The 21,141-nt window shown below is 61.0% G+C and carries 25 protein-coding genes; 11 read left to right on the top strand and 14 right to left on the bottom strand.

From position 1 onward, the window contains the following. Positions 1-9 precede the first annotated feature (9 nt). A complete protein-coding gene (gene cysN / locus HX839_RS27460) occupies positions 10-1,908 on the top strand; it encodes a sulfate adenylyltransferase subunit CysN (protein ID WP_003208449.1) in 1,899 nt (632 codons plus the stop codon). Between the two features lie 169 nt (positions 1,909-2,077). Here cysN and HX839_RS27455 read toward each other — a convergent pair whose 3' ends face one another. Genes HX839_RS27455 through HX839_RS27445 form a run of 3 tightly spaced genes read right to left on the bottom strand, consistent with a single transcriptional unit; the run spans position 2,078 to position 5,476 of the window. Next, a complete protein-coding gene (locus HX839_RS27455; protein ID WP_177068001.1) occupies positions 2,078-2,977 on the bottom strand; it encodes an acyltransferase in 900 nt (299 codons plus the stop codon). Then, positions 2,978-5,077 carry a phosphate acetyltransferase gene (pta, locus tag HX839_RS27450; RefSeq protein ID WP_177068000.1) on the bottom strand — a complete coding sequence of 700 codons (2,100 nt, stop codon included), beginning with the start codon at positions 5,075-5,077 and terminating at the stop codon, positions 2,978-2,980. 60 nt (positions 5,078-5,137) lie between these two features. Next, entirely contained in the window at positions 5,138-5,476 is a 339-nt protein-coding gene (locus HX839_RS27445; RefSeq protein ID WP_003208456.1) for a DUF3565 domain-containing protein, read from the bottom strand. Between HX839_RS27445 and HX839_RS27440 the strand changes: the two genes are divergently transcribed. The 3 genes from HX839_RS27440 (at position 5,445) to HX839_RS27430 (ending at position 7,883) form a co-directional block, all read left to right on the top strand. Continuing rightward, a complete protein-coding gene (locus HX839_RS27440; protein WP_003208457.1) occupies positions 5,445-5,930 on the top strand; it encodes a peptidylprolyl isomerase in 486 nt (161 codons plus the stop codon). The genes HX839_RS27445 and HX839_RS27440 overlap by 32 nt on opposite strands. Positions 5,931-6,065: 135 nt before the next feature. Beyond that, positions 6,066-6,548, top strand: a complete 483-nt coding sequence (locus tag HX839_RS27435) for a glutathione peroxidase (RefSeq protein ID WP_003208462.1) — start codon at positions 6,066-6,068, stop codon at positions 6,546-6,548. A gap of 231 nt (positions 6,549-6,779) precedes the next feature. Continuing rightward, on the top strand, positions 6,780-7,883 hold the full coding sequence (locus HX839_RS27430; RefSeq protein WP_177051807.1) for an NADH:flavin oxidoreductase: 1,104 nt from the start codon (positions 6,780-6,782) through the stop codon (positions 7,881-7,883). Here HX839_RS27430 and HX839_RS27425 read toward each other — a convergent pair. After that, the gene (locus tag HX839_RS27425) at positions 7,852-9,054 is read right to left on the bottom strand and encodes a glycosyltransferase family 1 protein (protein ID WP_008432296.1); all 1,203 of its coding nucleotides are present in this window, start codon (positions 9,052-9,054) and stop codon (positions 7,852-7,854) included. The two genes, HX839_RS27430 and HX839_RS27425, sit on opposite strands and share 32 nt — an antisense overlap. Before the next feature lie 64 nt (positions 9,055-9,118). Next, entirely contained in the window at positions 9,119-9,874 is a 756-nt protein-coding gene (cysZ, locus tag HX839_RS27420) for a sulfate transporter CysZ (protein WP_003208468.1), read from the bottom strand. A gap of 293 nt (positions 9,875-10,167) precedes the next feature. Here cysZ and trxB point away from each other — a divergent pair, with 293 nt between their 5' ends. Continuing rightward, the gene (trxB, locus tag HX839_RS27415) at positions 10,168-11,130 is read left to right on the top strand and encodes a thioredoxin-disulfide reductase (protein ID WP_003208470.1); all 963 of its coding nucleotides are present in this window, start codon (positions 10,168-10,170) and stop codon (positions 11,128-11,130) included. A 182-nt stretch (positions 11,131-11,312) separates the two neighbouring features. On the opposite strand, the gene HX839_RS27410 is transcribed toward trxB, so the two are convergent. The 6 genes from HX839_RS27410 to HX839_RS27385 are packed head-to-tail and all read right to left on the bottom strand — an operon-like array spanning position 11,313 to position 14,250. Next, positions 11,313-11,654 carry a HopJ type III effector protein gene (locus HX839_RS27410; RefSeq protein WP_008432300.1) on the bottom strand — a complete coding sequence of 114 codons (342 nt, stop codon included), beginning with the start codon at positions 11,652-11,654 and terminating at the stop codon, positions 11,313-11,315. Beyond that, complete coding sequence (locus tag HX839_RS27405) at positions 11,647-11,943, bottom strand: DUF1244 domain-containing protein (protein WP_008432302.1); 297 nt, start codon at positions 11,941-11,943, stop codon at positions 11,647-11,649. Before HX839_RS27405 ends, HX839_RS27410 begins: the two co-directional genes overlap by 8 nt. 23 nt (positions 11,944-11,966) lie before the next feature. Further along, positions 11,967-12,338: a dihydroneopterin triphosphate 2'-epimerase gene (folX, locus tag HX839_RS27400; RefSeq protein WP_003208474.1), complete on the bottom strand. Its 372-nt coding sequence runs from the start codon at positions 12,336-12,338 to the stop codon at positions 11,967-11,969. Between the two features lie 2 nt (positions 12,339-12,340). Beyond that, the gene (folE, locus tag HX839_RS27395) at positions 12,341-12,901 is read right to left on the bottom strand and encodes a GTP cyclohydrolase I FolE (protein ID WP_003208476.1); all 561 of its coding nucleotides are present in this window, start codon (positions 12,899-12,901) and stop codon (positions 12,341-12,343) included. 20 nt (positions 12,902-12,921) lie between these two features. Continuing rightward, positions 12,922-13,632: a dihydromonapterin reductase gene (gene folM, locus HX839_RS27390; RefSeq protein ID WP_177022707.1), complete on the bottom strand. Its 711-nt coding sequence runs from the start codon at positions 13,630-13,632 to the stop codon at positions 12,922-12,924. A 57-nt stretch (positions 13,633-13,689) separates the two neighbouring features. Next, on the bottom strand, positions 13,690-14,250 hold the full coding sequence (locus HX839_RS27385) for an antibiotic biosynthesis monooxygenase (protein WP_008432309.1): 561 nt from the start codon (positions 14,248-14,250) through the stop codon (positions 13,690-13,692). A 215-nt stretch (positions 14,251-14,465) separates the two neighbouring features. Between HX839_RS27385 and HX839_RS27380 the strand changes: the two genes are divergently transcribed. Next, positions 14,466-15,422 carry a MerR family transcriptional regulator gene (locus tag HX839_RS27380; protein ID WP_043225723.1) on the top strand — a complete coding sequence of 319 codons (957 nt, stop codon included), beginning with the start codon at positions 14,466-14,468 and terminating at the stop codon, positions 15,420-15,422. A 2-nt stretch (positions 15,423-15,424) separates the two neighbouring features. Here the strand turns inward: HX839_RS27380 and HX839_RS27375 are convergent, their stop codons facing one another. Both HX839_RS27375 and HX839_RS27370 read right to left on the bottom strand, forming a co-directional pair. Beyond that, on the bottom strand, positions 15,425-16,030 hold the full coding sequence (locus HX839_RS27375) for a hypothetical protein (RefSeq protein ID WP_003208483.1): 606 nt from the start codon (positions 16,028-16,030) through the stop codon (positions 15,425-15,427). 58 nt (positions 16,031-16,088) lie between these two features. Further along, entirely contained in the window at positions 16,089-16,556 is a 468-nt protein-coding gene (locus HX839_RS27370) for a PAS domain-containing protein (RefSeq protein WP_003208484.1), read from the bottom strand. 113 nt (positions 16,557-16,669) lie between these two features. Here HX839_RS27370 and HX839_RS27365 point away from each other — a divergent pair, with 113 nt between their 5' ends. Beyond that, the gene (locus tag HX839_RS27365; RefSeq protein ID WP_003208486.1) at positions 16,670-17,125 is read left to right on the top strand and encodes a flavodoxin; all 456 of its coding nucleotides are present in this window, start codon (positions 16,670-16,672) and stop codon (positions 17,123-17,125) included. Here the strand turns inward: HX839_RS27365 and HX839_RS27360 are convergent. Then, positions 17,106-18,002 carry a LysR family transcriptional regulator gene (locus HX839_RS27360; RefSeq protein WP_003208487.1) on the bottom strand — a complete coding sequence of 299 codons (897 nt, stop codon included), beginning with the start codon at positions 18,000-18,002 and terminating at the stop codon, positions 17,106-17,108. The two genes, HX839_RS27365 and HX839_RS27360, sit on opposite strands and share 20 nt — an antisense overlap. A gap of 99 nt (positions 18,003-18,101) precedes the next feature. Between HX839_RS27360 and HX839_RS27355 the strand changes: the two genes are divergently transcribed. From HX839_RS27355 to HX839_RS27340, 4 genes are all read left to right on the top strand, one after another. Further along, positions 18,102-18,488: a CidA/LrgA family protein gene (locus HX839_RS27355; RefSeq protein ID WP_008432321.1), complete on the top strand. Its 387-nt coding sequence runs from the start codon at positions 18,102-18,104 to the stop codon at positions 18,486-18,488. After that, positions 18,478-19,164 carry an LrgB family protein gene (locus HX839_RS27350; protein WP_102368140.1) on the top strand — a complete coding sequence of 229 codons (687 nt, stop codon included), beginning with the start codon at positions 18,478-18,480 and terminating at the stop codon, positions 19,162-19,164. The genes HX839_RS27355 and HX839_RS27350 overlap by 11 nt, the downstream gene beginning before the upstream one ends. A gap of 149 nt (positions 19,165-19,313) precedes the next feature. Beyond that, positions 19,314-20,096 (top strand): class II aldolase/adducin family protein, encoded by a 783-nt coding sequence (locus tag HX839_RS27345; RefSeq protein ID WP_003208491.1) that lies wholly within the window; start codon positions 19,314-19,316, stop codon positions 20,094-20,096. After that, positions 20,096-20,998, top strand: a complete 903-nt coding sequence (locus HX839_RS27340) for an alpha/beta fold hydrolase (protein ID WP_003208492.1) — start codon at positions 20,096-20,098, stop codon at positions 20,996-20,998. Before HX839_RS27345 ends, HX839_RS27340 begins: the two co-directional genes overlap by 1 nt. Positions 20,999-21,141 lie beyond the last annotated feature (143 nt).

Below are 21,141 nucleotides of genomic sequence, written 5' to 3'. Positions count from 1 at the left end.
GGGGCTGTCATGTCGCATCAATCTGATTTGATCAGCGAGGACATCCTCGCCTACCTGGGCCAGCACGAGCGCAAGGAAATGTTGCGCTTCCTGACCTGTGGCAACGTCGACGACGGCAAGAGCACCCTGATCGGGCGCCTGCTGCACGACTCCAAGATGATCTACGAAGATCACCTGGAAGCCATCACCCGCGATTCGAAAAAATCCGGCACCACCGGTGACGACATCGACCTGGCGTTGCTGGTCGACGGCCTGCAGGCCGAGCGTGAGCAGGGCATCACCATCGACGTTGCCTACCGCTACTTCTCCACCGCCAAGCGCAAATTCATCATCGCCGACACCCCCGGCCATGAGCAGTACACCCGCAACATGGCCACCGGTGCCTCCACCTGTGACCTGGCGATCATCCTGATCGACGCCCGCTACGGCGTGCAGACCCAGACCCGTCGCCACAGCTTCATCGCCTCGTTGCTGGGCATCAAGCACATCGTGGTGGCCGTCAACAAGATGGACATCAATGGCTTTGACCAAAGCGTGTTCGAGTCGATCAAGGCTGATTACCTGAAGTTTGCCGACGGTATCGCGTTCAAGCCGAGCACCCTGGCCTTCGTGCCGATGTCGGCCCTCAAGGGCGACAACGTGGTGAACAAGAGCGAGCGTTCGCCCTGGTACACCGGGCAGTCGCTGATGGAGATCCTCGAGACCGTCGAGATCGCCAACGACCGCAACTACACCGACCTGCGTTTCCCGGTGCAGTACGTCAACCGTCCGAACCTGAACTTCCGTGGTTTTGCCGGCACCCTGGCCAGCGGCATCGTGCACAAGGGCGACGAAGTCGTGGTGCTGCCGTCGGGCAAGAGCAGCCGCGTCAAATCCATCGTCACCTTTGAAGGTGAACTGGAAAACGCAGGTCCCGGCCAGGCCGTGACCCTGACCATGGAAGACGAAATCGACATCTCCCGTGGCGACCTGCTGGTGCATGCCGATAATGTGCCGCAAGTGACCGACGCTTTCGACGCCATGCTGGTGTGGATGGCTGAAGAACCGATGCTGCCGGGCAAGAAATACGACATCAAGCGCGCCACCAGCTACGTGCCGGGTTCCATCACCAGCATTGTGCATCGCGTGGATGTGAACACCCTGGAAGAAGGCCCGGCGAGCGCCTTGCAGTTGAACGAGATCGGCCGGGTCAAGGTCAGCCTCGACACGGTCATCGCCCTGGACGGTTACGCGAGCAACCGCACCACCGGTTCGTTCATCGTCATCGACCGTTTGACCAACGGCACCGTGGCTGCGGGCATGATCATCGCGCCGCCGGTGACCCATGGCAGCGCGGCGCAGCACGGCAAACTGGCTCACGTGGCCACCGAAGAACGCGCCCAGCGCTTCGGCCAGCAACCGGCGACCGTGTTGTTCAGCGGCTTGTCGGGCGCCGGCAAAAGCACCCTGGCCTACGCGGTTGAACGCAAGCTGTTCGACATGGGCCGTGCGGTGTTTGTGCTGGACGGCCAGAACCTGCGCCACGACCTGAACAAGGGCTTGCCGCAGGACCGTGCCGGGCGTACCGAGAACTGGCGTCGTGCCGCGCATGTGGCGCGTCAGTTCAACGAGGCCGGCTTGCTGACGTTGGCGGCGTTTGTTGCCCCGGATGCTGAAGGGCGTGAACAGGCCAAGGCGCTGATCGGCGGTGATCGTTTGCTGACTGTGTACGTGCAGGCTTCGCCGCTGGTGTGTGCCGAGCGTGATCCGCAAGGTTTGTACGCGGCGGGCGGCGATAACATCCCGGGTGAGTCGTTCCCGTATGACGTACCGTTGAATGCGGACCTGGTGATCGACACCCAGGCGTTGTCGCTGGAAGACAGCGTCAAGCAAGTGCTGGACCTGCTGCGCCAGCGCGGCGCGATCTAAGCTTCACGCGCGCAAAAAAGCCCGCCATGTTGGCGGGCTTTTTTTATGGGGCCTTGGAAACAACTCGGTCAAATGGGGGAGCGGGCTTGCTCGCGAAAGCAGAGTGTCAGCCGCCACATGTATAGGCTGGCACACCGCATTCGCGAGCAAGCCCGCTCCCACATTTTGATCAGTGACTGGCGGGATAATCTGTGTGCAATTTGGCGAGCAACACATCCTTCTCTTCCCACAACCGGTTGATCCAGCCCTGGAACGCCAACCGATACTCCCCATCCTGCTCATAATTCTTGCCGATAAACTCGGCCGGAATCTGCACCTCTTCAAACTGCACGACAACGTCCTTCACATTCCCGCACAGCAAATCCCAATAACCGGGGCGCCCACCAGGATAGTGAATGGTCACGTTCACCAGCGACTTCAGCTGTTCACCCATGGCATCCAGCACAAAGGCAATGCCGCCGGCCTTGGGCTTGAGCAGGTAGCGAAACGGTGACTGTTGCTGTGCATGCTTGCCCAGGGTAAACCGCGTGCCTTCGGCAAAGTTGAAAATGCCCACCGGGTTGTGGCGAAACTTCGCGCAGGTCTTGCGGGTAGTTTCCAGGTCCTTGCCTTTCTTTTCCGGGTGCTTTTCCAGGTACGCCTTGGTGTAGCGCTTCATGAACGGGAAGCCCAGCGTCCACCACGCCAAGCCAATCACCGGGACCCAGATCAGCTCTTGCTTGAGGAAGAACTTCAGCGGGCGAATGCGCCGGTTGAGCACGTATTGCAGCACCATGATATCGACCCAGCTCTGGTGGTTACTGGTCACCAGATATGAGTGTTCATAGTCCAGGCCTTCCAGGCCTTTCAGGTGCCAGCGGGTGCGTCGCACCAGGTTCATCCAGGCCTTGTTGTTGCTGATCCAGGCCTCGTGGGTCTGGTTCATCAGCCATTCACTGAAGCGTTTGGCAAACGGCAGCGCCTTGAACAGCGCCACGATAAACAGGAACGAGCACAGCAAAATCGTATTCAACGCCAGCAACAGCGAGGCGATCACCCCGCGCACGGCGGCAGGTAGAAAATCCAGCATTTAGACATCCATAGGTCGGTTGGCGGCTTGAATCGCGGTCAATGCGATCGTGTACACGATGTCGTCCACCTGCGCCCCGCGGGGCAGGTCGTTCACCGGTTTGCGCAGGCCTTGCAGCATTGGGCCCAGGCTGACGCAATCGGCACTGCGCTGCACGGCCTTGTGGGTGGTGTTGCCGGTGTTGAGATCCGGGAACACGAACACCGTGGCCTTGCCCGCCACCAGGCTGTTGGGCGCCAGTTGCCGGGCCACGCTTTCGTTGGCGGCGGCGTCGTACTGCAACGGGCCGTCGATCAGCAGCGAGCTTTGGGCTTCGTGGGCCAGCAGGGTGGCTTCGCGGACCTTCTCGACCTCCTCGCCCGTGGCCGAATCACCGCTGGAGTAACTGATCATCGCCACCCGTGGCGTGATACCGAATGCGGCGGCCGAGTCGGCGCTTTGCAGGGCGATTTCCGCCAGCTCCGCCGCGCTGGGGTGCGGGTTCATCACGCAGTCGCCGTATACCAGCACTTGCTCGGGGAACAGCATGAAAAATACCGACGAGACCAGGGTGCAGCCCGGCGCGGTCTTGATCAGTTGCAAGGCCGGGCGAATGGTATTGGCAGTGGAGTGGATGACGCCGGAGACCAGGCCGTCCACTTCATCCAGGGCGAGCATCATGGTGGCGATCACCACGGTGTCTTCCAGTTGCTGCTCGGCCATCGGCGCGTTGAGGCTTTTGGTTTTGCGCAGGGCCACCATCGGCTCCACGTAGCGCTCGCGAATCAGGTCGGGGTCGAGAATCTCCAGGCCTTCGGGCAGCTCGATGCCATGGGCGCGGGCTACGGCTTCCACGTCCGCCGGCTTGGCCAGCAGTACGCAACGGGCGATCCCGCGTGCCTGGCAGATGGCGGCGGCCTGCACGGTCAGCGGCTCGCTGCCTTCGGGCAACACGATGCGCTTGTTGGCCGCCTGGGCGCGCTGGATCAGTTGATAACGGAACACCGCCGGCGACAGGCGCATCTCCCGCGGCGTGCCGCAGCGTTGGTGCAGCCAGCGGGCGTCGAGGTGGCTGGCGACGAAGTCGGTGATGATCTCCGCACGTTCGCGGTCATCAATCGGGATTTCCTTGTTCAGGCTGTTGAGCTGGTTGGCGGTGTCATACGAGCCGGTGCTCACCGACAACACCGGCAGCCCGGCCTGGAACGCGCCACGGCACAGGTCCATGATCCGTGGGTCGGGCAGGGTGTCGCTGGTCAGCAACAGGCCGGCCAACGGCACGCCGTTGATGGCGGCCAGGCTGACGGCGAGGATGATGTCGTCGCGGTCGCCGGGTGTCACCACCAATACGCCGGGCTTGAGCAGCTCCACGGTGTTGCGCATGGTACGGGCGCAGATGATGATCTTGGTCATGCGCCGGGTTTCGTAATCACCGGCATTGAGGATCTGCGCGCCCATCAGGTCGGCCACGTCGCGGGTGCGTGGGGCGTTGAGTTCCGGTTGGTAGGGGATGCAGCCCAACAGGCGGAAATCGCCGCTGCGCAACAACGGCGAATGCTCTTTGAGCCGCGCCGAGAAGGCTTCCATGCTTTCGTCGGTGCGCACCTTGTTGAGGATCACACCCAGCACTTTTGGGTCTTTCGGGCCGCCGAACAGCTGGGCCTGCAATTCCACGCGGCCGGAGAGTTCGGTCAGCACTTCGTTTTCCGGAGCCGAGACCAGGATCACCTCGGCGTCCAGGCTCTTGGCCAGGTGCAGGTTGACCCGGGCCGCATAGCTGGCGCTGCGGGTCGGCACCATGCCTTCGACGATCAGCACGTCCTTGCCCACGGCGGCTTGCTGGTAAAGGGTGATGATTTCTTCCAGCAGCTCGTCGAGCTGGCCGTCGCCGAGCATCCGTTCGACATGGGCCAGGCCCAGAGGCTGGGGCGGTTTCAGGCCGTGGGTGCGGGCCACCAGCTCGGTGGAGCGCTCGGGGCCGGTGTCGCCGGGGTGCGGCTGGGCAATCGGTTTGAAGAAGCCGACTTTCAGCCCGGCCCGTTCAAGGGTGCGCACCAGCCCAAGGCTGATGGAGGTCAGACCCACACCAAAATCGGTGGGCGCGATAAAAAAAGTCTGCATGCGAATTCTCTGGAGGTGCATGGCTTCGGTGGCGGCCTATGGCTGGCTGCCTACCGGGAATCAGGTGCCAAGGTTATCTTTATCTGAGCCTTGCGCACACCAGCCGCACGTAAAGGGCTTGTCTATTTTTTCAAGGCGTTGCGCCGGGTCCGTGACCCAGGCCCGGGATTGCCAGGGTGGCTGGTGGCGCAGGTGCTGGGTGTGGCCGCAGGAAAGCTCGACGACCCAGTGCCGGTCTTCGTCCTGGTGAAATCCGACGACCGTCGGGTCAGTTGTTCGACCCCGTCCGTCCGGGTTGTGTTCGCTTTCGGGCAAATCCTTGTTTAGACTTGTCCGTTCTTCATTCTTCTGCAAAAGGTCTCGCCCCATGCCGATCGCCGCCAATAAGGCTGTCTCCATTGACTATACCCTGACCAACGACGCTGGTGAGGTCATCGACAGTTCTGCCGGCGGCGCGCCGCTGGTCTACCTGCAAGGTGCAGGTAACATCATCCCGGGCCTGGAAAAGGCCCTGGAAGGCAAAGAGGTCGGTGACGAACTGACCGTTGCCGTAGAACCTGAAGATGCCTACGGCGAATACGCTGCCGAACTGGTCAGCACCCTGAGCCGCAGCATGTTCGAAGGTGTCGACGAGCTGGAAGTGGGCATGCAGTTCCACGCTTCCGCTCCGGACGGCCAGATGCAAATCGTCACCATCCGTGACCTGGACGGCGACGACGTGACCGTCGACGGCAACCACCCGCTGGCTGGCCAGCGCCTGAACTTCCAGGTGAAGATCGTCGCTATCCGTGACGCTTCCCAGGAAGAAGTGGCCCACGGCCACGTGCACGGCGAAGGTGGTCACCACCATTAATTGACTGAGCGACGCTCTGTCAGTTGGAAAAAGGCGCCTTCGGGCGCCTTTTTCATTTGGCGGCTATTCTTGCCGACTTGGCGGCTGTAATCTCGAATGGCCGTTACGAAGAACATGGGATATCTGGAGTTCGTCATGAGTGCTTTCCACGACCTTAAACTCAAAGCCCTGGATGGTCAGGAGCTGCCTCTGGCGCCCTTCAAGGGGCAAGTCGTGCTGGTGGTCAACGTCGCCTCCAAATGTGGGTTGACCCCACAGTACGCCGCGCTGGAAAACCTCTATCAGCAATACAAAGACCAGGGTTTCACCGTACTCGGGCTGCCGTGCAATCAATTTGCCGGGCAGGAACCGGGTACTGAAGAAGAAATCCAGGAATTCTGCAGCCTCAACTACGGCGTGACCTTTCCCCTGGGCAGCAAGCTTGAGGTGAATGGCCACGATCGCCACCAGCTGTATCGATTGCTGGCGGGCGAGGGCGCCGAATTTCCCGGGGACATCACCTGGAACTTCGAGAAATTCCTGTTGGGCAAGGACGGCCGGGTGCTGGCGCGTTTCTCGCCGCGTACACCGCCGGATGACCCCTCCATTATTCAGGCGATCGAAAAAGCATTGAGCTGATACTTTCAGCATTGTCGAGTGAGTTTCTGTGGCAAGGGAGCTTCCTGTGGCAGGGAGTTTCCTATGGCAAGGGAGCTTGCTGTGGCGAGGGAGCTTGCTCCCGCTGGGCTGCGAAGCAGCCCCATGCCCTCCCGCTTTTACCCCTTAATCACCCCAATCAATAGTGCTATCCAACACGCTGCACACTCCATATTATCCACATCATAAATTCCTTTCCGATGGAGTGCTCCCATGCCTGTCCAAGCTTTGTTCAAACCGTTCCAGCTCGGTGCACTGCAACTGCCGAGTCGCGTGGTCATGGCGCCGATGACCCGTTCCTTTTCTCCGGGTGGCGTGCCCAACTCCAAAGTGATCGAGTACTACCGCCGCCGCGCCGCCGCCGGTGTCGGCCTGATCATCACCGAAGGCACCGTGGTCGGCCACCCGGCTTCCAACGGCTACCCGAACGTCCCGCACTTCTACGGTGAAGCCGCCCTGGCCGGCTGGAAGAAAGTAGTCGACGCGGTACATGCCGAAGGCGGCAAGATCGTTCCGCAACTGTGGCATGTGGGCAGCGTACGGCGCATCGGCACCGAGCCGGATGCCAGCGTGCCGGCTTACGGCCCCACCGAAAAACTCAAGGACGGCAACGTCGTCGTCCACGGCATGACCGTGCAAGACATCAAGGACGTGATCGCCGCGTTCGCCCAGGCTGCCAAGGATGCCCAGAGCATTGGCATGGACGGCGTTGAAATCCACGGCGCCCATGGTTACCTGGTGGACCAGTTCTTCTGGGAAGGCACCAACCAGCGCACCGACGAATACGGCGGCAGCCTGGCCAATCGTTCGCGTTTCGCCATCGAATTGATCCAGGCCGTCCGCGCCGCCGTGGGGCCGGACTTTCCGATCATCCTGCGTTTCTCCCAGTGGAAGCAGCAGGACTACACCGCGCGCCTGGTGCAAACCCCGGAAGCCTTGGGTGGATTCCTCAAGCCGCTGTCTGACGCCGGCGTGGATATTTTCCACTGCTCCACCCGCCGTTTCTGGGAGCCGGAATTCGAAGGCTCCGAGCTGAACCTGGCCGGCTGGACCCGCAAGCTCACCGGCAAGCCGACCATCACCGTGGGCAGCGTCGGCCTGGACGGCGAGTTCCTGCAGTTCATGGTCAACACCGATAAAGTGGCGCAACCCGCCAGCCTGGAAAAACTGCTGGAGCGCCTGAACAACGACGAGTTCGACCTGGTCGCTGTGGGCCGTGCGCTGCTGGTGGATCCGGATTGGGCACTGAAGGTTCGCGAAGGCCGTGAAGGCGACATCCTGCCTTTCAGTCGTGAGGCGTTGACGACGTTGGTGTAAGGGGCGACAGGGCGGGCACCGGTTGCTCGTCCTCGCACACCCCGCGTAATTGGCGCTCAAACTGCTCGATAATCGCCGGCCAACCCTGACGGCTGGCGTGTTGCCGGGCATTGAGCCGCACCCGGCGCAAGCTCTCGCGCTCTTCCAGCAGCCAATTGGCCGCATCGCAAAACGCTTCTTCATCCCCCGGCATCGCCAGCACGCCGCTGTAGCCATGGCGAATGTGCTGGGTTGCGGCCGCCTGGTCGTATGCCACCACGCCCAACCCTGAAGCCATGGCCTCCAGCACCACGTTGCCGAAGGTTTCGGTCAGGCTGGGAAACAGGAACACATCCCCGGACGCGTAATGCCGGGCCAGTTCCTCACCGCGCAAGGTGCCGCAGAAAATCGCCTCCGGCAGTTCCTTTTCCAGCATCGCCCGTTGCGGGCCATCGCCGACGATGATCAGTTTCATCTGGCGCAGTGGATACGTGTCCTGCAGCGTCTCGAAACAGCGCTTGAGTAACCCGAGGTTTTTTTCCTGGGCCAGGCGGCCGACATGCAGCACGGCAGTTTGCTCACTGGTCAGTGCCCAGCTTTCACGCAACGCATTGTCGCGTTTGGCCGGGTGAAACAGCTGGCTGTCGACACCGCGCGCGAGCATGCCCAGGCGCTCGAAATGGCGCCGCTCCAGCTCCAGTCGCTGGCTGGCGCTGGGCACCAGGGTCAGGGTCGAGCGGTTATGGAACCAGCGCAGATAGTGGGTCAGCACCCGGCTCAGCATGCCCAGGCCGTACTGGTTGGAATACTGCTGGAAATTGGTGTGGAAACCACTCACCACGCTGATCCCCAGGCGCCGCGCCGCCCGCAACGCCGACAAACCCAGCGGGCCTTCCGTGGCGATATACAACACATCCGGGCGCTGGCGGGTCCAGCGCCGCAACAGCTTGTGCATCGACGACTGGCCCCATTGCAGCCCCGGATAACCCGGCAAAGGCCAGCCGCGGCAAAGCATCAGGCCATCGTCACTGGGCCGGCTCTGGTCGCTGCCCTGGCGCGGGCGAACCAGTTCGACTTGATGCCCGCGCGCGCGCAAACCGTCACACAGGCGGCCAAGGGTATTGGCCACCCCGTTGATCTCTGGCGGGAAGGTTTCGGTGATCAGGGTGATGTGGAGCGAAGCTGTCGTCATGACCCACAGTGTCGGCGTGGGCCATGTCGTCATTGTGTCTTTTGGATGATGGATTTGTGACGGCTCAGGCCTTTTTAATGGCCATGGCCTCGGCGCCTTGCTCACGCACCCAGAACAACGTCGCCCCGGCCACCGCTGCCGGCATCATCAGCAGGTTGACCACCGGCACCAGCAGCACCAGGTAGACGATGCCGCCGAAGCTCATGCTCTGCCAGCGCTTCTGGCGCAGCCAGGCGAGCATTTCGTTCCAACCCAGCTTGTGGTTGTCGGCCGGGTAGTCGATGTACTGGATCGCCATCATCCACACACCAAACAGCAGCCACAGCGGTGCTGCCACCAGATTGACCACCGGGATGAACGACAGGATAAACAGGCCGATGGCCCGGGGCAGGAAGTAACCCAGTTTGCGCATTTCCCGGGCCAGGGTGCGCGGGACCATGGCCGCCAGTTCGCCCCAGCTGAACGCCGGGAAATCATCGGTGCCGCGCACCACCACTTCAACCTTTTCCGACAGAAAGCCGTTGAACGGCGCGGCGATGATGTTGGCAAGCATGGTGAAGGTGAAAAACACCATCAGCACCACCAGCACCACGAACAAAGGCCACAACAGGTAATTGAGGAAGCTCAGCCAGCTCGGCAGCGTCGGCATGAGTGTGTCGACCCACAGGCTGAACTGATGGCCGGCGAAGTAGATCAATCCGACGAACAGGATCAGGTTGATTGCCAGCGGCAGCAGCACAAACAGCCGCAGGCCGGGGCTGAGTACCAGTTTGAGACCTTCGCGCAGGTACTGTGGGCCTGAAAGAACGGGGGCGGGCATGGATAACTCCGGGCAATAGGGGCGAACGCGCCGACCTTACCGGCTTTGGGAGTACCGGGAAAGCACGGCCCGCATCGCGACATTAACGGTAACAAAGGTGTCGATTAATAGAAGGCATGGGATAGAGACCACCTATGAGCTGGATTGTTAATCCGTATTTCCTTAATCTTGCCTCCCTCTATACGCTGCACCCATTATTTTCAGGATCTGCGAGTTCAAGCCTTCCCCAAGTGCTTCGCGGTCCTTTTTTATTCCAGCCGTTCTGTAGTCCGGGCGGTCGATAGGAGTGAGTCATGTCTGATACCCGTCATTCGCGAGTGATTATTCTCGGTTCCGGCCCTGCCGGTTACAGCGCTGCCGTCTACGCTGCCCGGGCCAACCTCAAGCCGTTACTGATCACCGGCATGCAAGCGGGCGGTCAGTTGACCACCACCACTGAAGTCGACAACTGGCCGGGCGACGTCCACGGCCTGACCGGCCCGGTGCTGATGGAGCGCATGAAAGAGCACGCCGAGCGTTTCGAAACCGAGATCGTGTTTGATCACATCAACAAGGTCGACTTCTCCAAGAAGCCTTACAGCCTGACCGGCGACAGCGGCGTGTACACCTGTGACGCGCTGATCATCGCCACCGGCGCCAGCGCTCGTTACCTGGGCCTGCCGTCGGAAGAAGCGTTCATGGGCAAGGGCGTTTCCGCCTGCGCAACCTGCGACGGTTTCTTCTACCGCAACAAGCCAGTGGCTGTGGTCGGTGGCGGCAACACCGCGGTGGAAGAAGCGCTGTACCTGGCCAACATCGCCAGCACCGTGACCCTGGTTCACCGCCGCGAGACCTTCCGCGCCGAGAAGATCCTGATCGACAAGCTGCATGCCCGCGTGGCCGAAGGCAAGATCATCCTCAAGCTCAACGCCACCCTGGATGAAGTCCTGGGCGACAACATGGGCGTGACCGGTGCTCGCCTGAAGAACAACGACGGCAGCTTCGACGAGCTGAAAGTCGACGGCGTGTTCATCGCCATCGGCCACACTCCGAACACCTCGTTGTTCGAAGGCGTGCTGGATGCCAAAGACGGTTACCTGATCGTGCAGGGCGGCCGTGAAGGCAATGCGACAGCCACCAATATCGAAGGTATCTTCGCTGCCGGTGACGTGGCCGACCACGTGTACCGCCAGGCGATCACCTCCGCCGGCGCCGGCTGCATGGCGGCCCTGGATGCCGAGCGTTACCTCGACGGTTTGAAGGACGCTTCGTTCTAAACCGCAGAAACAAAAAAACCGGCTGCGAGGCCGGTTTTTTTATGCACGGGATTTGATGATCACCGCAGTCCAAATGTGGGAGCGGGCTTGCTCGCGAAAGCAGAGTGTCAGTCATCCGATGTATTGACTGACACTCTGCTTTCGCGAGCAAGCCCGCTCCCACATTTTGATCTATGTCTGACTCAGGATTTGCGGGTCAGTGGCTGTGCGGCAAACTTCACACCCGCCAACCCATGCTCGATCAGCGCACGAATGTTGCCATGGTCACTGCCTTCAGGCGTGGCCAGCACCGAACGGTAATGCTCGCCAAACGCCAACAGCGCTTCCTGGTCGCTCAAGCCTTCCAGCAGCGCCAGGCCCAGGGTCTTGCACGAACCTTCGTTCTGCCCGGCGGCGTTTTCCACGCTGCCATTGGTGAACGCTTGTGGCTGGTAGTCGTAACCCGCAGCTACAAAGGCCAGGGTATCGGCAAAAACATGTTCGCCACTGTTGAGGCTGGCGCGCAGGGTGTTCAGGTCAGTCATGGGTTTTTCCTTTGGCGAATGCCGCTTGCTGTTCGGCACTGGCTTCTTGCTGGTATTGGGCTTTCCACTCGGCGTACGGCATGCCGTACACCACTTCACGGGCGTCATCGAGGCTCAGCTCGATCTGGCGCTCGTCGGCCTCGGCCTTGTACCACTTGGACAAGCAGTTGCGGCAGAAGCCCGAGAGGTTCATCAGGTCGATGTTCTGCACATCCTTGCGGCTGTCCAGGTGGGCCACCAGCCGGCGGAAGGCGGCGGCTTCGAGTTCGAGGCGTTGTTGATCGTTCATGATGCTCACTGCAAAGGTAAGGGTTAGCGACTGGCCGCCAGGGTGATCGACACCGATTCGGCAAAACGCAACGCATGGGGTTTGTCGACTTCGACTTCGGCGTACAGCACCGATGTATTGCTCATCACCAGGTCGAGGATCTCCTGGGTCAGGCGCTCCAGCAGGGCAAAGCGATTGCCTTCCACATGGGCGATGATCGCCTTGGTGATGGTGCGGTAGTTCAGCGCGTGGTCGATGTCGTTGTCGCGCACGGCTTCCTGGGCGGCATACAGGATGGTCAGGTTGATCAACACATCCTGCTTGTTGAGGATTTCATCCTCGTTGATCCCGATAAACGTGCGCAGGCACAGGTCCTTGACCCGGATGCGCGCCATGCCTGGCTGAAGTTGTGGCATTGCTACTTGCTCCGTCCAATCAGTTGCAGGAACTCCATGCGCGTGGTGTTCGACTCGCGGAAGGCGCCGAGCATCACCGAGGTGTTCATGGTTGAATTCTGTTTTTCGACACCGCGCATCATCATGCACATGTGCCTGGCTTCGATCACCACCGCCACGCCGGCGGCCTGGGTCACCGTCTGGATGGCGTCGGCAATTTCCCGCGTGAGGTTTTCCTGGATCTGCAGGCGACGGGCGAACATGTCGACGATACGCGCCAGCTTCGACAGGCCGAGCACCTTGCCGGTCGGAATATAGGCCACATGGGCCTTGCCGATAAAGGGCAGCAGGTGATGCTCGCACAGCGAATACAGCTCGATGTCCTTGAGGATCACCATCTCGTCGTTGTCGGAGGAAAACAGCGCACCGTTGACGATTTCTTCCAGGTTCTGCTCGTAGCCGTGACACAGGTACTGCATGGCCTTGGCGGCACGCTTTGGCGTGTCGAGCAAACCCTCGCGCTCGGGGTCTTCACCCAGGCCCTTGAGGATCTCGCGGTAGTGGTGGGGCAGGGACAAAGTCATACAACATCCTCGCAAACGGCTTACTTGATATGCCGCCCGCCGTTGACGGTCAGGGTGGTACCGGTGACATACGGGTTATCCAGCAGGTAGCGCACGCTCTGGTAAATCACCTCGGGGCCGGGCTCGATGCCCAGTGCCGCCTTGGCCAGGACCTTGGCGCGGTAGGCCGCGTCGTCGCCCTCGTTGAACATCACCATTGCCGGGGCAATGCCGTTCACCTTGATATCCGGTGCAAGCTGCGCGGCAAACGACAAGGTCAGGCTGTCGAGCCCGGCCTTGGTGGCGCAGTAGGCAATGTGCTGGCGGCTGCCCTTGCGGGTCACGTCATCGCTGATGTGCACGATATCCGCAGGCGTGGAGCGTTGCAGCAGGTAAGCACAATGCAGGTTGATCAGGTACGGCGCAAGCATGTGCACGCTGAACATGTCGGTAAAGGCGCGGCTCTCGTCGCCGGGCGCTTCCGCCACCCAGGCCGAGGCATTATGAATGATCGCCCGCAGGCTTTGGGTGTGCGTCTTCAGTTCGTCGATGAAGGCGAGAATACCGGTCTCGTCGGAGAAGTCGGCAAACACACCGATCGCACCGCGTTCGCGCAAGGCTTGCACGCCGGGACGTTCGGTGCGGTAGCTGAAAATCACTGGCTGCCCTTCGTCCAGCAGGCGCTGGGCGCAATGCAGGCCGACGCGCTGGCCGGCACCGGTGATCAGGATCGGGGCGGGTGTTGAAGACATGGGAGGCTCGAATCGCTGGCAGGCTAAAACTATACCAGCGAGCGGCCTCCCTTGTACTCAAGCAGCGGCTTCGGTGGCCTTTACCCGGGCTGGCGCCGGATGCAGCCAACCGGCCAGCAGGTGGGTCGACAACGGGATAAAGAAGTAAACCATCAATGGCGTGAGCGCGAGGGTGCTGACCAGCACACGGCTCAGCAACCCCAACTCGCTGAGCAGCGGCTCAAGGCCGAAGTTGAACAGCAGCGACACCGGGAAAAATGCCAGCCAGATGGCCACGGCCTGCTTCCAGCGCGGCGGACGTGCGGCGGCGGCGCCAAACCAGCCGTCGATACCGCGTACGCGATGCTCCGACGGCGCAGCAAACAGCTCACTGCCACGCCCGAGCCATGCACCACGGGAGGCGGAAAACTCCCACGCATGCAGGGTTTTTTCGTCGGCGAAGCGGAAAATAATCTGGAATTCGTCATCGTTGGGCGGCGGTGCAAGCACGCCTGAACCCAGGTAACCGGGGAAGTCCGTGGCCAATTGCTCGCCTTCGCGCAGCCAGGCCATCAACTCTTCATAGCGACCCTTGGCCACGCGGCGCGCGACCATCAGGGTGACGGGGGAGGTAGACATTGTGTATCTCCATAAGGATCAGGTGCACTGGGCCGGGTAGGCGGCGCACGAACGAAGCTGCGGGGTAAGCAGCCACGTTGAAAAAACAGGCAAGGATTATTCCTGTTTTGCAGAAATACACCAGCGACATTGGTCGGCTTGTCGAAGACCTTGAATCGGACAGCTGTATGGGCGTTAAATGGGATCCAAGTTCCTGACAGTATATTGATGCCCTGATGTCTGTAATGACTGCTCCACGTCCCGAAATGGCCCTTGGCAACCCTGCCGATTCCGATGAGCTGTTTCCGATTCGCGAAGTCGCGAGATTGACAGGCATCAACCCTGTCACCTTGCGTGCCTGGGAACGGCGTTACGGGCTGATCCACCCGGTTCGCACCGAAAGTGGGCACCGCCTGTATTCGCGCACCGATATCGAGACCGTTCATCGCATTCTTGACTGGATCGAGCGTGGCGTGGCCGTGAGCAAGGTCGGCAAGATCCTCGCGCGCGACGATCATCAAGTCGAAGCGGCGGCTGCTTCGCCGGCAGGTGCAGAGCATGAATGGGCCCAATGGCAGGCGCAGTTGCGAACGGCCGTCGGTGCCTTCGACGACCGGCAACTGGACCGGTTGTATGGCCAGATTTTCGCTGCCTACCCGGTCGCGGTGGTGTTCCAGGACATCCTGATGCCCCTCTGGCAGCAACTGTTGCGACATCAGGGGTTGTTTGGACAAACCAGTGAATGGCTGTTTTTTGATGGATTTCTGCGCAGCCGAACCTGGAAACGCCTGCAGATAGGCTGTGCCTCAGCGGCGCCACGGGTATTGCTGGCGGCCATTGCGGGGGAGTGCCGAGAGCTGGAGTTGTTGGTCGCAGGCCTGTTGATGAGCGGTGACGAGTTGGCGGTCAAGGTTCTGGCTGTGGGCCAGCCGATGGATGAATTGACCCTTGTCTGTGAAAAAACCAGGCCACAAGCCCTTGTGGTGTTCTCCAATCACTCTCCGGCCAATGGCTTGCCTCGGCGCCTTGAACGGCTGGCCCTGACCCTGGATTGCCCGCTGTTGCTGGCCGGCGATGCGGCGGAGTTGGCGCAGGAACAACTGGCGGGTTCATCCGTTGGCTGCCTGGGTAACGAAGGGCGATTGATGCAGCGCCGCTTGCAGCAGTTTCTGCGCGGTAACCTGGATACCTGACTTCAGGCGTGGACTTCGGGGTGAAACAGGCGATGTTGCTGCAGGATAAACTGGCGCAGGCGCTCGGTCTCATCCACATCGTTCTGGCTCAGGCGGTAGGCGAACAATCCTCGGGCAGTTTCCCGTTCCAGCGTGCCCCGCACCGAAATGCGCTCGTACCCGGACGGACTGAACCACAGCGAAAAGGTTCTTGGCGCCTTGATCCGCCCGCGAATTTCCACCAGCAATCCCTTGAATGACACCTCATGCACCCACAGCGCACCGGGCTGGCCCTTGATGTTTTCCAGGGGTACCGGCTCTTCGAGCGCCAGGCGCCACGGGCGGATCATCGGCCCGTCTTCGAAAATACTCGGTACACCCAGCCGCAGATGCACGGCATGAAACTCGTCTTCCACCAATTGCAGCGGAAACGTCATTTGCTGGTTGTCGAATTGGGCCTGGAGGGTGACATGGTCATGGGCGGCCAGGCGGGTGAGCAGATCACGAATCTGCGCACCGCCATTGACCGTCAGGCTCGACGACGCGTCCCGCACATTGAGTTGCGGGTTATGGTGCATGGTCTGAATAAAATCCAGCTCGTCCTGCGTCAAAAGCGCGTCGCGTTGCATTGATCTTGCTCAAGAAAAAGGTATTAAAACGCCATTATCTCTTTAAAGACCGCGTTTTCTAGTTTTTGTTAGATCCGCTCGTCGCCTTGAGTGCCGCAAGCTCCGCCTTGAGGTCAGCCAACTGGGCTTCCAGTTGCGCGACACGCTGCTGGGCCTTGACCTGAACGGTCACATCCTTCTGCACACCGACAAAGTAGGTCTGCTTGTCGGCCGGGTTATAAACCGTCGATAACGACAGCTCGTTCCAGAAATGCGTGCCGTCCTTGCGGTAATTGCGCAGGATTTCCCGGCAGGCGCCGCCACTCTCCAGGGCTTCGCGAATCGCCATCAGCCCCGGCTGGTCACGATCGCCCGATTGCAGGAAGCGGCAGTCCTGATAGAGGATTTCGTCGAGGGTGTAGCCAGTCATGCGCTCGAAGGCCGGGTTCACATAAATCAGTGGCTTGTCCTTGCCTTCGCGCTCGGCGATAACGATGCCGTCGTTGGAAGCGTTGATCACCAGTTGCATCAGCTTGGCGTTAATCATTGAGCGGTCCATGGCTTGTAGTTGGAGTTTGCAGTTTAAGACATGCCGGCAGCCTGTCCATGGGCCCCAGCTGTTAATATCCCAGGCTTTTAGTCAGCTACAGGATCAGATTGATGAAAGTCGCCATCCTTTCCGGCTCGGTGTACGGCACGGCTGAAGAAGTCGCCCGTCATGCTGCAAGCATCCTCAACGCTGCCGGCTTCGACGCCTGGCACAACCCGCGGGCAACCCTCGCCGACGTACAGGGCTTTGCTCCGGAAGCCTTCCTGGCCGTGACGTCCACCACTGGCATGGGCGAACTGCCCGACAACCTGCAGCCGCTTTACTCGACCATTCGCGACCAACTGCCGGCCGCCTGGCGAGGCTTGCCCGGCGCGGTGATCGGCCTGGGCGACGCCAGCTATGGCGACACGTTCTGCGGCGGCGGCGAGCAAATGCGCGAGCTGTTTGCCGAGTTGGGCGTGCACGAAGTGCTGCCGATGCTGCGCCTGGACGCCAGCGAAAGCGTGACCCCGGAAGCCGACGCCGAGCCGTGGCTGGCCGAGTTGGTCACTGCACTGCGCGGTTGACCGGGAACTCGCGCAATAACGCCAGCCAGGCCTGGGCGGCTTTCGACAGGTAGGCACCCTCACGCCAGATAAAGGCAATGTCCCAGCGCAGGTAGTCCGGCGCCTTGAGCGTCAGGCGCACCACGCCGGGCCTTATCAGGCCCCGGGCTACTACGCTGGGCAGCAGCACCACGCCTTGGCCGGCGGCCACCAATGCGGCGAGAAAATCCGCCTGGCCACTGCGCCCGCTTTCCTTCGGGGTGAAGCCCAATTGCTGACAGGCCTGTAGCAGGCGGTCGTTCAACACAAAACTGCGCTGATACATCAGGAACGGCGTGTCAGCCAACTCCTCCAGGCGGATCTGCGCGTTATCGGCCAATGGATGGTCCATCGGCAGCAGGGCATCCAGCGGTTCATCGCAGAATGCCTGCCAGGCGAATGCCGGGTCGCTGGGCATCAGGCTGCCGCCCACTTCCAGCTCTCCGCTCAAGATCGCCTGCTCGATATTGCGGCTGCCGCCTTCCAGCAACTGGATGGTGACGTTCGGATAACGGCGGCGGTATTCGGCAAACAGCCCGGCGAACAACGTGTCGCCGCCCAACTGCGGCAGGCCCATGCGCAACTCGCCACGGGTCAACTGATTCAAGTCATCCAGCTCACTGAGCAATTCGGTTTGCTGGCGCAGCATGGCCTCCGCCCGCTGCAGCACCACTTGTCCGGCAGCCGTCAGGCGAATCTGCGAACCCAGGCGATCCAGCAGCGGCGTGCCCAGGCTTTGCTCCAGTTGTGCCACCTGCTTGCTGACGGCGGATTGGCTGATGTGCAGGGTTTTGCCGGCCTGGGTAAAGCCGCCGCGGTGGATCACTTCGACAAAACTGCGCAGTTGTTTAAATTCCATCGACATGATTCCAGTTTGGAATAGCTTGCAGTCTAACAATTCGCTGTGGGGATGCCAGGGGCCTCTTTAAAATGGGAGCCCTGCGAGGACCCAAAGCTCATGAAACGTTTCACCTTCAAAGTCGTCGGTCGGTTGTTGACTGAACTGATTGTGCTGCTGGCCATATATTTTCTGGGCTGCCAATTGGCCGCCTGGCTGAGCTGGCCTATTCCCGGTGGTGTGATCGGCCTGGGCCTGTTGTTGCTGACCTTCGCCACCGGCCTGGTAAAACCGGCGGCCCTGCAACTGGGCGCCGGTGTACTGATGGCGGAGATGCTGCTGTTCTTTATTCCTGCGTTGATGAGCCTTTTGGACTACGGCGGCCTGGTAAAGCACGACGGCTGGCGGATCATGTTGGTGATCGGCTTCAGCACCTTGTCGGTGATGCTGGTGACTGCGTTTACCGTGGAATTCGTCTGCCGCTGGAAGCTGCGCCATGAAGCTTGAGCTGATGCCGATGTTCTGGCTGGCGCTGACCCTCGGTGCCTACGGCTTCAGCCGCTGGATCTACCGGCGCACCGGGCGCTACCTGCTGTCGCCGCTGATTCTGGTGCCGGCGCTGCTGCTGGCGGTGGCCGTGCCGATGAAAACCGCCTATGCCGAATACGCCACCGACACCCACTGGCTGATGCTGGTGCTGGGCCCGGTGACCGTGGCGTTCGCGATTCCGATCTGGCAACAGCGCCAATTGCTGATGCGCCACTGGTCAGCGTTATTGCTGGGGATGGTCGCGGGCAGCGCGGCGTCCATCGCCACTTCGTATGGCCTGGCCAAGGCCCTCGCTCTCGACAGCTCGGTGACGATGTCGTTGGTGCCCCGTTCGATCACCACCCCGTTCGCGATGCCGGTGTCTTCCGACCTGGGCGGCGTGCCGGAACTGACGGCGGTGTTCGTGATGTTCACCGGGGTGTTTGGCGCCATGCTCGGCGGCGTACTGCTCAAGTGGTTGCCGTTGCGCACGCCATTGGCCCGTGGCGCATTGTTTGGCGTGGGCGCGCATGGCGCGGGTGTCAGCCGGGCTCATGAGGTGGGCGGTGAGGAAGGCTCCGTGGCGGGCCTGGTAATGGTGCTGACCGGGTTGCTCAACCTGTTCGCCGCGCCTTTATTGGCGTCGCTTCTCTGACACGCGCAGAACAAAATCGAACTATCCTCAGGACTGACCCGTTCGGTCATCAAGCTGGCTGCCAATGCAACTACGGCGGCCTCGAGGTCTGACTAGACTGCCTCTGCACTCAAAAAAACAATAATAAGCGCGCCAAGGAGGTCATTGCCGTGAGCCTAGCCACTGTTCAATCGACACACAGTGTAAAAGACCAGGTCAGCGCGGCCGAATGGCAGGCCCGCGTCGACCTCGCCGCGTGCTATCGCCTGGTGGCGATGCATGGTTGGGACGACCTGATTTTCACCCACATCTCGGCCAAGGTGCCGGGCACCGAAGACTTCCTGATCAACCCCTACGGGCTGATGTTCCACGAGATCACCGCGTCGAGCCTGGTGAAGGTCGACCAGGCCGGCAACAAGCTGATGGACAGTCCCTACGAGGTCAACCCTGCCGGGTACACCATTCACAGTGCGGTGCACGAAGTACGGCACGATGTGGTCTGCGTGCTGCACACCCACACCGCTTCCGGTATTGCCGTCTCCGCGCAGAAACAGGGCGTGCTGCCCATCAGCCAGCAATCACTGTTTGTGCTGTCCAGCCTGGCCTATCACGCCTACGAAGGTGTGGCGCTGAACCACGAGGAAAAGGCCCGTTTGCAGGCCGACCTTGGCGAAAACAATTTCCTGATGCTGCACAACCACGGTCTGCTGACCTGTGGCGGCAGCATCGCCGATACGTTCCTGATGATGTTCATCTTCCAGCGCACCTGCGATATCCAGGTGATGGCGCAGAACGGTGGCGCTGAACTGATCAGCATTGCGCCGCAGATATTGGCCGGTGCCCGGGCGATGATCGCCGGGGTCACCAAAAGCGCTCAGGGCATGGGCGGCGCGCTGGCGTGGCCGGCGTTGCTGCGCAAACTCGATGCACTCGACCCCGGGTATAAAAGCTGATGCCACTCGCCGAGATCCCGCTGCGCATCTGGCGCCAGCGTGCCCAGAGCTTTGAGTTTCGCGGCCGCACCATTCGGTACTGGGTGGCGGGGCAGGGCGAGCCGTTGCTGCTGATCCATGGTTTTCCCACGGCCAGTTGGGATTGGCATTACCTCTGGCAGCCGTTGGCCCAGCGCTATCAAGTGATTGCCTGCGACATGCTGGGGTTTGGCGATTCGGCCAAGCCGCTGGACCACACCTATTGCCTGCTGGAGCAGGCGGACTTGCAACAGGCGTTGCTGGAGCATCTTTGGGTGCAGCAGCCGGTGCATGTGCTGGCCCATGATTACGGTGACAGTGTTGCGCAGGAGTTGTTGGCGCGGCATTACGAAGGCCGGTTTCGGATGGGCAGTTGTGTGTTTCTCAACGGTGGGTTGTTTCCGGAGACGCATCGTCCGGCGTTGGTGCAGAAGCTGTTGCTGAGCCCATTGGGTTGGATGATCGGGCGGGCGTTTGGGCGTAATGCCCTTGCTAACAGTTTTGGGCAGATTTTCGGGCCGGCGACTCGGCCCAGTGAGAGTGCGCTGGATGATTTCTGGAGCTTGATCGAGAGCCAGGATGGGCCGCGGATTTTGCACAAGTTGATTGCGTATATTCCTCAGCGTAGGCAGCAGCGGGATCGATGGGTGGCGGCCATGCAGCGGGGGGAGGTGCCGTTGCGGGTGATCGATGGGGAGGTTGATCCGATTTCCGGGGGGCATATGGTTCAGCGTTATCGTGAGCTGGTGCCGCACGCGGATACGGTGTTGCTGGCGAATATTGGGCACTACCCGCAGATTGAGGCGCCGGTGCAGGTGTTGAAGCATTATTTGGCGTTTCGGGAGGGGCTTGGGGTTGGGGCTGCTCGGGTGGCTTATTCTTGATTGGGGGGGAGTACATATCCGTTATTTAGGTAACGGCGGCTTATGGTTCCGCTCTTACAGCGGGTCACTTTTGGCAAACGCCCGGAATGCCGGCCCAGCCAAAAGTAACCAAAAGGTCTTTGCCCCACCACTCGGTGCCTCGC

The organism is Pseudomonas sp. I8001, assembly GCF_013385345.1.
Classification (GTDB): domain Bacteria; phylum Pseudomonadota; class Gammaproteobacteria; order Pseudomonadales; family Pseudomonadaceae; genus Aquipseudomonas.
This window is presented reverse-complemented; position numbering and strand designations above follow the sequence as displayed.

Excerpts from the sequence above, each read along its gene's own strand:
- cysN (WP_003208449.1), top strand. The coding sequence starts at position 10 with ATGTCGCATCAATCTGATTTGATCAGCGAGGACATCCTCGCCTACCTG.
- HX839_RS27455 (WP_177068001.1), bottom strand. The coding sequence starts at position 2,977 with ATGCTGGATTTTCTACCTGCCGCCGTGCGCGGGGTGATCGCCTCGCTG.
- pta (WP_177068000.1), bottom strand. The coding sequence starts at position 5,077 with ATGCAGACTTTTTTTATCGCGCCCACCGATTTTGGTGTGGGTCTGACC.
- HX839_RS27440 (WP_003208457.1), top strand. The coding sequence starts at position 5,445 with ATGCCGATCGCCGCCAATAAGGCTGTCTCCATTGACTATACCCTGACC.
- HX839_RS27445 (WP_003208456.1), bottom strand. The coding sequence starts at position 5,476 with ATGGAGACAGCCTTATTGGCGGCGATCGGCATGGGGCGAGACCTTTTG.
- HX839_RS27435 (WP_003208462.1), top strand. The coding sequence starts at position 6,066 with ATGAGTGCTTTCCACGACCTTAAACTCAAAGCCCTGGATGGTCAGGAG.
- HX839_RS27430 (WP_177051807.1), top strand. The coding sequence starts at position 6,780 with ATGCCTGTCCAAGCTTTGTTCAAACCGTTCCAGCTCGGTGCACTGCAA.
- HX839_RS27425 (WP_008432296.1), bottom strand. The coding sequence starts at position 9,054 with ATGACGACAGCTTCGCTCCACATCACCCTGATCACCGAAACCTTCCCG.
- cysZ (WP_003208468.1), bottom strand. The coding sequence starts at position 9,874 with ATGCCCGCCCCCGTTCTTTCAGGCCCACAGTACCTGCGCGAAGGTCTC.
- trxB (WP_003208470.1), top strand. The coding sequence starts at position 10,168 with ATGTCTGATACCCGTCATTCGCGAGTGATTATTCTCGGTTCCGGCCCT.
- HX839_RS27410 (WP_008432300.1), bottom strand. The coding sequence starts at position 11,654 with ATGACTGACCTGAACACCCTGCGCGCCAGCCTCAACAGTGGCGAACAT.
- HX839_RS27405 (WP_008432302.1), bottom strand. The coding sequence starts at position 11,943 with ATGAACGATCAACAACGCCTCGAACTCGAAGCCGCCGCCTTCCGCCGG.
- folX (WP_003208474.1), bottom strand. The coding sequence starts at position 12,338 with ATGCCACAACTTCAGCCAGGCATGGCGCGCATCCGGGTCAAGGACCTG.
- folE (WP_003208476.1), bottom strand. The coding sequence starts at position 12,901 with ATGACTTTGTCCCTGCCCCACCACTACCGCGAGATCCTCAAGGGCCTG.
- folM (WP_177022707.1), bottom strand. The coding sequence starts at position 13,632 with ATGTCTTCAACACCCGCCCCGATCCTGATCACCGGTGCCGGCCAGCGC.
- HX839_RS27385 (WP_008432309.1), bottom strand. The coding sequence starts at position 14,250 with ATGTCTACCTCCCCCGTCACCCTGATGGTCGCGCGCCGCGTGGCCAAG.
- HX839_RS27380 (WP_043225723.1), top strand. The coding sequence starts at position 14,466 with ATGTCTGTAATGACTGCTCCACGTCCCGAAATGGCCCTTGGCAACCCT.
- HX839_RS27375 (WP_003208483.1), bottom strand. The coding sequence starts at position 16,030 with ATGCAACGCGACGCGCTTTTGACGCAGGACGAGCTGGATTTTATTCAG.
- HX839_RS27370 (WP_003208484.1), bottom strand. The coding sequence starts at position 16,556 with ATGATTAACGCCAAGCTGATGCAACTGGTGATCAACGCTTCCAACGAC.
- HX839_RS27365 (WP_003208486.1), top strand. The coding sequence starts at position 16,670 with ATGAAAGTCGCCATCCTTTCCGGCTCGGTGTACGGCACGGCTGAAGAA.
- HX839_RS27360 (WP_003208487.1), bottom strand. The coding sequence starts at position 18,002 with ATGGAATTTAAACAACTGCGCAGTTTTGTCGAAGTGATCCACCGCGGC.
- HX839_RS27355 (WP_008432321.1), top strand. The coding sequence starts at position 18,102 with ATGAAACGTTTCACCTTCAAAGTCGTCGGTCGGTTGTTGACTGAACTG.
- HX839_RS27350 (WP_102368140.1), top strand. The coding sequence starts at position 18,478 with ATGAAGCTTGAGCTGATGCCGATGTTCTGGCTGGCGCTGACCCTCGGT.
- HX839_RS27340 (WP_003208492.1), top strand. The coding sequence starts at position 20,096 with ATGCCACTCGCCGAGATCCCGCTGCGCATCTGGCGCCAGCGTGCCCAG.